15 protein-coding genes and 1 pseudogene are annotated in these 6,935 nt (G+C 39.4%); all 16 read left to right on the top strand.

Annotated elements, in window-relative coordinates; all coding sequences use genetic code 11:
• Positions 1 to 223: pseudogene (gene fusA / locus WBN20_RS06330) on the top strand (elongation factor G); the annotation flags it as partial.
• Positions 224 to 234: 11 nt separating this feature from the next.
• On the top strand, positions 235 to 540 hold the full coding sequence (gene rpsJ, locus WBN20_RS06335; RefSeq protein ID WP_007094989.1) for a 30S ribosomal protein S10: 306 nt from the start codon (positions 235 to 237) through the stop codon (positions 538 to 540).
• Between the two features lie 158 nt (positions 541 to 698).
• A complete protein-coding gene (gene rplC, locus WBN20_RS06340) occupies positions 699 to 1,316 on the top strand; it encodes a 50S ribosomal protein L3 (RefSeq protein WP_424272792.1) in 618 nt (205 codons plus the stop codon).
• Entirely contained in the window at positions 1,316 to 1,945 is a 630-nt protein-coding gene (gene rplD / locus WBN20_RS06345) for a 50S ribosomal protein L4 (protein WP_424272791.1), read from the top strand. The genes rplC and rplD overlap by 1 nt, the downstream gene beginning before the upstream one ends.
• Positions 1,946 to 1,952: 7 nt before the next feature.
• The gene (rplW, locus tag WBN20_RS06350) at positions 1,953 to 2,243 is read left to right on the top strand and encodes a 50S ribosomal protein L23 (protein WP_019668206.1); all 291 of its coding nucleotides are present in this window, start codon (positions 1,953 to 1,955) and stop codon (positions 2,241 to 2,243) included.
• Between the two features lie 9 nt (positions 2,244 to 2,252).
• Entirely contained in the window at positions 2,253 to 3,077 is an 825-nt protein-coding gene (rplB, locus tag WBN20_RS06355; protein WP_424275485.1) for a 50S ribosomal protein L2, read from the top strand.
• A gap of 13 nt (positions 3,078 to 3,090) precedes the next feature.
• Positions 3,091 to 3,369 carry a 30S ribosomal protein S19 gene (rpsS, locus tag WBN20_RS06360; RefSeq protein ID WP_424271890.1) on the top strand — a complete coding sequence of 93 codons (279 nt, stop codon included), beginning with the start codon at positions 3,091 to 3,093 and terminating at the stop codon, positions 3,367 to 3,369.
• A gap of 7 nt (positions 3,370 to 3,376) precedes the next feature.
• On the top strand, positions 3,377 to 3,784 hold the full coding sequence (gene rplV / locus WBN20_RS06365) for a 50S ribosomal protein L22 (protein ID WP_424271891.1): 408 nt from the start codon (positions 3,377 to 3,379) through the stop codon (positions 3,782 to 3,784).
• A gap of 10 nt (positions 3,785 to 3,794) precedes the next feature.
• Positions 3,795 to 4,511: a 30S ribosomal protein S3 gene (rpsC, locus tag WBN20_RS06370; RefSeq protein WP_424271892.1), complete on the top strand. Its 717-nt coding sequence runs from the start codon at positions 3,795 to 3,797 to the stop codon at positions 4,509 to 4,511.
• Between the two features lie 24 nt (positions 4,512 to 4,535).
• The gene (rplP, locus tag WBN20_RS06375) at positions 4,536 to 4,958 is read left to right on the top strand and encodes a 50S ribosomal protein L16 (RefSeq protein ID WP_424271893.1); all 423 of its coding nucleotides are present in this window, start codon (positions 4,536 to 4,538) and stop codon (positions 4,956 to 4,958) included.
• A gap of 17 nt (positions 4,959 to 4,975) precedes the next feature.
• A complete protein-coding gene (gene rpmC / locus WBN20_RS06380; RefSeq protein WP_424271894.1) occupies positions 4,976 to 5,167 on the top strand; it encodes a 50S ribosomal protein L29 in 192 nt (63 codons plus the stop codon).
• A 13-nt stretch (positions 5,168 to 5,180) separates the two neighbouring features.
• Positions 5,181 to 5,438 (top strand): 30S ribosomal protein S17, encoded by a 258-nt coding sequence (gene rpsQ, locus WBN20_RS06385; protein ID WP_297706035.1) that lies wholly within the window; start codon positions 5,181 to 5,183, stop codon positions 5,436 to 5,438.
• 2 nt (positions 5,439 to 5,440) lie between these two features.
• Positions 5,441 to 5,809, top strand: a complete 369-nt coding sequence (rplN, locus tag WBN20_RS06390) for a 50S ribosomal protein L14 (protein WP_299160421.1) — start codon at positions 5,441 to 5,443, stop codon at positions 5,807 to 5,809.
• Positions 5,810 to 5,820: 11 nt separating this feature from the next.
• Positions 5,821 to 6,132 (top strand): 50S ribosomal protein L24, encoded by a 312-nt coding sequence (gene rplX / locus WBN20_RS06395; protein ID WP_424271896.1) that lies wholly within the window; start codon positions 5,821 to 5,823, stop codon positions 6,130 to 6,132.
• A gap of 2 nt (positions 6,133 to 6,134) precedes the next feature.
• On the top strand, positions 6,135 to 6,686 hold the full coding sequence (rplE, locus tag WBN20_RS06400) for a 50S ribosomal protein L5 (RefSeq protein WP_424281111.1): 552 nt from the start codon (positions 6,135 to 6,137) through the stop codon (positions 6,684 to 6,686).
• Between the two features lies 1 nt (position 6,687).
• Positions 6,688 to 6,935, top strand: a 248-nt coding sequence (gene rpsN / locus WBN20_RS06405; protein ID WP_424281112.1) for a 30S ribosomal protein S14, incomplete at its 3' end; no start/stop codon positions are given.

Here is a 6,935-nt window from a genome sequence, read left to right on the forward strand (position 1 = left end):
CCTTAATCGCAGAAGAGGACATGTTACCAATATGGACGACAGAGCGGGTGCTAAAGTCATCAAGGCAGAGGTGCGTCTTTCGGAAATGTTTGGTTATGTAACTTCGCTTAGGACATTGTCCTCTGGCAGGGCAACTTCAACCATGGAATTTTCACATTATGCAGAAACCCCTTCTGGTTTGGCTGAAGAGGTTATAAAAGCAGCAACAGGTGTAACCGCCTAAATTTTAGTATTATGAGTCAGAAAATTAGAATAAAACTAAAATCGTACGATCATAACCTGGTAGACAAATCTGCCGAGAAGATTGTGAAAACGGTAAAAACGACTGGTGCTGTGGTAACAGGTCCAATTCCTTTACCAACACATAAAAAGATATTTACGGTTTTACGTTCACCCCACGTGAACAAAAAATCGAGGGAGCAGTTCCAGTTGAGTTCTTATAAAAGACTTCTGGATATCTATAGCTCGTCATCGAAAACAATAGACGCGCTTATGAAGCTGGAGCTTCCAAGTGGGGTTGAGGTAGAGATAAAAGTTTGATAGACCAGTCCGTTTCGGTTTGAAACGGATAACATGTCCGGAGCGTTTCGCAAAGGAAAAACGGCAACAAAAATATATTCGGGATCGAATTGTTTTTGATCCTGTTTTTTTTGCACAAAAATATAGTTTAAGAATAATTACTAATTAATAATAATAATATGTCTGGGTTAATAGGAAAGAAAGTAGGCATGACCAGCATTTTTGACGACAAAGGGAAAAACATTCCCTGTACTGTCATAGAGGCTGGACCATGCGTAGTTACCCAAGTCAGAACCGAAGAGGTAGACGGGTACAATGCCCTTCAGCTTGGTTTCGATGACAAGGCAGAAAAGCGTGCTAATAAGGCTGAATTGGGCCATTTTAAAAAAGCAGGTTCTTCCACCAAAAAGAAAGTCGTTGAGTTCCGGGATTTTGAAGGAGAATTTAAATTAGGTGAGACCGTTGGTGTCGACGTATTTGTTGAAGGCGAATTTGTAGATGTCTCGGCTACATCCAAAGGAAAAGGATTTCAGGGAGTGGTTAAGCGACACGGTTTTGCGGGAGTTGGACAAGCAACTCATGGTCAGCATAACAGACTCAGAGCTCCTGGTTCAATTGGCGCTGCCTCATATCCTGCAAGAGTATTTAAAGGAATGAAAATGGCAGGTAGAATGGGTGGCGGTAGAGTTACCGTTCAAAACCTCAGAGTTTTAAAAGTTGTTCCGGAAAAGAATCTTTTGGTTTTGAAAGGTTGTGTACCCGGTCATAAAAATGCTTACTTAACTATAGAGAAGTAATGAAGGTAGCAGTTTTAGATGTAAAAGGAAAAGAAACTGGGCGAAAGGCAGACCTTTCGGACGCAGTTTACAAAATAGAACCCAACAAGCATGCAATTTATTTGGATGTTAAGCAGTACATGGCTCATCAAAGGCAAGGCACTCATAGCACCAAAGAACGTGCTGATATAGTTGGAAGTACCCGGAAGATTAAGAAACAAAAGGGAACTGGGACCGCGCGAGCGGGAAGCATTAAATCTCCGATATTTCGCGGAGGAGGAAGGGTTTTTGGACCCAGACCAAAAGATTATTCACAAAAACTTAATAAGAATGTAAAGAGGTTGGCGAGAAAATCTGCTCTAAGTCTTAAGGGTCAGGATCAGGCGATTATGGTTGTAGAAGACTTTAATTTTGATTCCCCAAAGACCAAGGATTTCATTCAGGTTTTGAAATCATTAGGATTGGAAAACAAAAAGTCTTTGTTTGTGTTGGGTGATTCAAATAATAATGTATATTTGTCGTCGCGTAATTTAAAAGGTTATGAAGTAGTAACTAATTCAGAATTAAGCACTTACAAAATTCTTAATGCAAATCAAATCGTTCTTCTGGAAGGTTCTTTAGAAGGAATTGAAGCGAACTTAAATAAATAGGTTAGACATGAGTGTGTTGATAAAGCCAATTATAACGGAAAAAATGACAGCAGATAGCGAGTTGTATAATCGCTATGGTTTTGTTGTGAATCCTAAGGCCAATAAACTACAGATCAAGGATGCCGTTGAAGCGGCTTATGGCGTTTCAGTGAAAAAAGTTCGGACAATGAATTATGGTCCTTCACGTAAAACTCGTTTTACAAAAACAGGGGTTCAACACGGGAAGTCTAATGCATTTAAGAAGGCCATTGTTGATGTGGAAGAAGGGGAAGTAATCGATTTTTACAGTAATCTATAAAGACACCAAATGTCAGTTAGAAAATTAAAACCGATCACTCCAGGACAGCGTTTTAAAGTAGTAAACGGGTTTGACGCCATTACTGCTGATAAGCCGGAGAAAAGCTTGCTTGCTCCGTTAAAAAAGTCTGGAGGTAGAAACAGTCAAGGAAAAATGACCATACGCCATAGAGGTGGTGGACATAAAAGGAGGTATCGAATTATTGATTTCAAACGGGATAAGCAAGACGTTGCTGCAGTAGTAAAGTCTATCCAGTATGATCCAAATAGAACGTCTTTTATCGCCTTAGTAGAATACAAAGATGGCGATAAGCGATATATTATTGCACAGAATGGCTTGCAGGTGGGTCAGAAAATATCTTCCGGTGAAAATGCAGCTCCTGAGATTGGTAATGCACTTCCCTTAAGTAAGATTCCATTGGGAACTATTATTTCTTGTATTGAATTACGCCCCGGTCAGGGTGCGATTATGGCAAGAAGTGCTGGAACTTTTGCTCAACTAATGGCAAGAGAAGGAAAGTATGCCACTGTAAAACTACCATCCGGGGAGACCAGATTGGTACTTGCAAATTGTTTGGGAACTATTGGTGCAGTCTCTAATTCAGATCAACAGTTAATTGTTTCCGGTAAAGCAGGAAGAAGCAGATGGCTGGGTAGAAGACCAAGAACAAGACCAGTTGCTATGAACCCTGTAGATCATCCAATGGGTGGTGGTGAAGGAAGGGCCTCTGGTGGGCATCCAAGATCTAAAAATGGAATTCCTGCTAAAGGATTCAGAACTAGGTCCAGGACCAAGGATACAAATAGGTATATATTAGAACGTAGAAAGAAATAAAAAGTAGAAAGAAATGGCACGTTCACTAAAAAAAGGACCATACATTCATCATAGTTTGGATAAAAAAGTCCAGCTGAATATAGAATCTGGAAAGAAGTCGGTAATAAAGACCTGGTCCAGAGCATCGACAATTAGTCCGGACTTCGTAGGTCAGACCATTGCGGTTCACAACGGAAGACAATTTGTTCCCGTATATGTTACCGAGAATATGGTGGGACACAAACTAGGTGAATTTTCTCCAACAAGATCTTTCCGAGGTCATGCGGGAGCAAAAAATAAAGGTAAAAAGTAAGTAAGCTATGGGAGTTCGAAAAAAACAAATGGCCGAAAAACTAAAGGCGGAAAAGCAAAAAATAGCATTTGCAAAATTAAATAACTGTCCTACATCACCAAGAAAAATGCGTTTAGTTGCAGACTTGGTACGTGGAACAGAAGTAGAAAAGGCTCTTGCTATTCTTAGATTCAGTCCTAAAGAAGCCTCCCGTAGGGTGGAAAAGTTATTGCTTTCAGCAATTGCTAACTGGCAGGCAAAAAATGAAGAGGTAAATATTGAAGAAGTTGAGCTATTTGTGAAAGAAATAACAGTAGACAGCGGACGCATGCTAAAACGATTAAGGCCGGCCCCGCAAGGGAGGGCTCATAGAATAAGAAAACGTTCCAACCATGTTACCTTGGTATTGGGATCTAACAATAATACACAAAGCTAGAAATTTTAGTATGGGACAAAAAACAAATCCAATCGGAAATCGTCTAGGAATAATCAGAGGATGGGAATCTAACTGGTATGGAGGAAACGATTATGGCGATAAACTAGCCGAAGACGATAAGATAAGAAAATATGTTCATACACGTTTGGCGAAGGCTAGTGTATCCAGAGTAATTATTGAGAGAACTTTAAAGCTGATCACCGTAACCATTACAACAGCCAGACCAGGTATTATTATTGGGAAAGGTGGCCAGGAAGTGGATAAATTAAAAGAAGAACTCAAAAAAATCACAGATAAGGAAGTACAAATAAATATTTACGAGATAAAAAGACCTGAAGTTGATGCAAATCTCGTGGCGGCAAGTGTAGCCCGACAGATTGAAAATAGAATTTCATTCAGAAGAGCTATTAAAATGGCAATTGCGGCGGCAATGAGGATGAATGCGGAGGGAATAAAAATACAGATTTCCGGAAGATTGAATGGAGCGGAAATGGCAAGGTCAGAATCTTATAAAGATGGTAGAATTCCTTTATCCACATTTAGAGCTGATATAGACTATGCACTTCACGAGGCTCACACCACCTATGGAAGATTGGGTATTAAGGTGTGGATCATGAAAGGTGAAGTATATGGTAAAAGAGAGCTTTCCCCTCTGGTTGGGATGTCTAAAGGACAATCCAAAGGAAAGCAGCATGATGGAGGTAAAAAACAACGTCGCAGAAAGTAATAATTAAAGAAGAAGTTAGAGATTATGTTACAGCCAAAAAGAACGAAGTTTCGCAAAGCGCAGAAAGGGCGTATGAAGGGGAATTCCGGTAGAGGGACTCAACTTTCTAATGGAATGTTTGGGATAAAATCTTTGGATTCCAGTTTTCTTACTTCCCGTCAGATAGAGGCGGCTCGTATTGCTGCGACCAGGTATATGAAAAGACAAGGGCAATTATGGATTAAAATTTTCCCGGACAAGCCAATTACCAAAAAACCTTTAGAGGTTCGTATGGGTAAAGGTAAGGGAGCCCCCGAATATTTTGTCGCCGTAGTTAAGCCCGGAAGAATAATGTTTGAGGTTGCTGGTGTGCCCATGGACATAGCTAAGGAAGCTTTAAGGCTTGCAGCGCAAAAATTACCGGTAAAAACAAAATTTATAGTGGCTAAAGATTACGAAGCGGAATAATTTTTATAATAAGGATGATGAAACAATCAGAGATAAAAGAATTATCGGTAGAAGAATTGAAGGAGAAAATGGCGCAATTTAAGAAGCAGCATGCAGACCTTAAAATTGCCCACTCCGTCACTCCACTGGAAAACCCCCTTCAAATTAGGAAGGCAAGAAGAAATGTGGCACAATTGGCTACTGAATTAACAAAAAGGGATAACCAATAATTGGTTCTGCTTTATGGAAAAAAGAAATTTAAGAAAGGAAAGAGTAGGCGTAGTAACTAGTAACAAAATGGAGAAATCTATTGTGGTTGCTGAAGTTAAGCGCGTTAAGCATCCTATGTATGGTAAGTTCGTTTTGCGAACAAAAAAGTATGTTGCACATGATGAGACCAATGACTGCAATATTGGGGATACTGTTAAGATAATGGAGACACGTCCATTGAGTAGAACCAAATGCTGGAGACTGGTTGAAGTCCTAGAAAGAGCCAAATAATTATGTTACAGCAAGAATCAAGATTAAAAGTAGCAGACAATACAGGAGCCAAGGAGGTGTTGACAATACGGGTTCTCGGTGGTACTAAGAGGCGATATGCTTCGGTTGGAGACAAAATTGTTGTTACTGTTAAAGAGGCTACTCCAAATGGAGGTATTAAGAAAGGTACGGTTTCAACGGCCGTTGTCGTAAGAACAAAAAAAGAAGTAAGAAGACCGGATGGTTCTTATATTCGTTTTGATGATAACGCCTGTGTTTTGTTAAATCCTACGGGTGAAATGAGAGGAACTCGCGTCTTCGGACCTGTTGCCAGGGAATTGCGTGATAAACAATTCATGAAAATTGTGTCATTAGCTCCTGAGGTGCTTTAAAATATTGTAAGATGAAATTAAGAATAAAAACGGGAGATAAAGTAAGGATAATTGCAGGTGACCATAAGGGAACAGAAGGCAAAGTTATTCTTGTAGACCGTGAAAAGAATAAGGCTATCGTAGAAGATGCCAATTTGGTGTCTAAACACGAAAAACCAAGTGCGCAAAATCCTCAGGGAGGAATTGTGAAAAAAGAAGCTCCTATACATTTATCCAACCTATCGCTTATTGATTCCAAATCTGGTGAAACAACAAGAGTAGGTTATGAGGTAAGAGATGGGAATAAAGTACGATTTTCTAAAAAATCTAACGAAGTAATTTAGTTATGGCTTACGTTCCAAGATTAAAACAAGAATATGTAGAGCGAATTGTTTCAGCTCTAAAAGAAGAATTTGGTTACAAAAATGTAATGCAAGTACCCAAGCTGCAAAAAATAGTGCTTAGCAGGGGTGTTGGTGCAGCAGTAGCCGATAAAAAATTGGTAGACCATGCTTTAGATGAGTTAACCCTAATCACAGGGCAAAAGGCGATATCAACAATATCAAAAAAGGATGTTGCAGCTTTTAAACTCAGAAAGGGTATGCCTATTGGGGCTAAAGTTACTCTTAGAGGTGAGCAGATGTATGAATTTTTAGATAGATTAGTGACTACTGCCCTGCCAAGGGTAAGAGATTTCCAGGGAATTAGAGCGACAGGTTTTGATGGAAGAGGAAATTACAACCTTGGTGTAACAGAACAGATTATATTTCCGGAAATTAATATTGATAAGATTAATAGGATTAATGGAATGGATATCACTTTTGTAACAAGTGCTGATACAGATAAAGAAGCAAAATCATTGTTAACCGAATTGGGATTACCATTTAAAAAGAATTAGTATGGCTAAAGAATCAATGAAGGCCCGTGAAAGAAAAAGGGCGAAGGCTGTAGCAAAATATGCAGAGAAGAGAAAGGCTTTAAAAAAAGCCGGCGACTACGAAGCTTTGCAAAAACTGCCTAGAAATGCTTCACCTATTCGTATGCACAATAGATGTAAATTAACAGGTAGGCCTAAAGGCTATATGAGAACTTTTGGTATTTCTCGGGTAATGTTTAGAGAAATGGCTAATAAAGGATTGATTCCCGG

Source organism: Eudoraea sp., assembly GCF_049665975.1.
Lineage (GTDB): Bacteria > Bacteroidota > Bacteroidia > Flavobacteriales > Flavobacteriaceae > Eudoraea.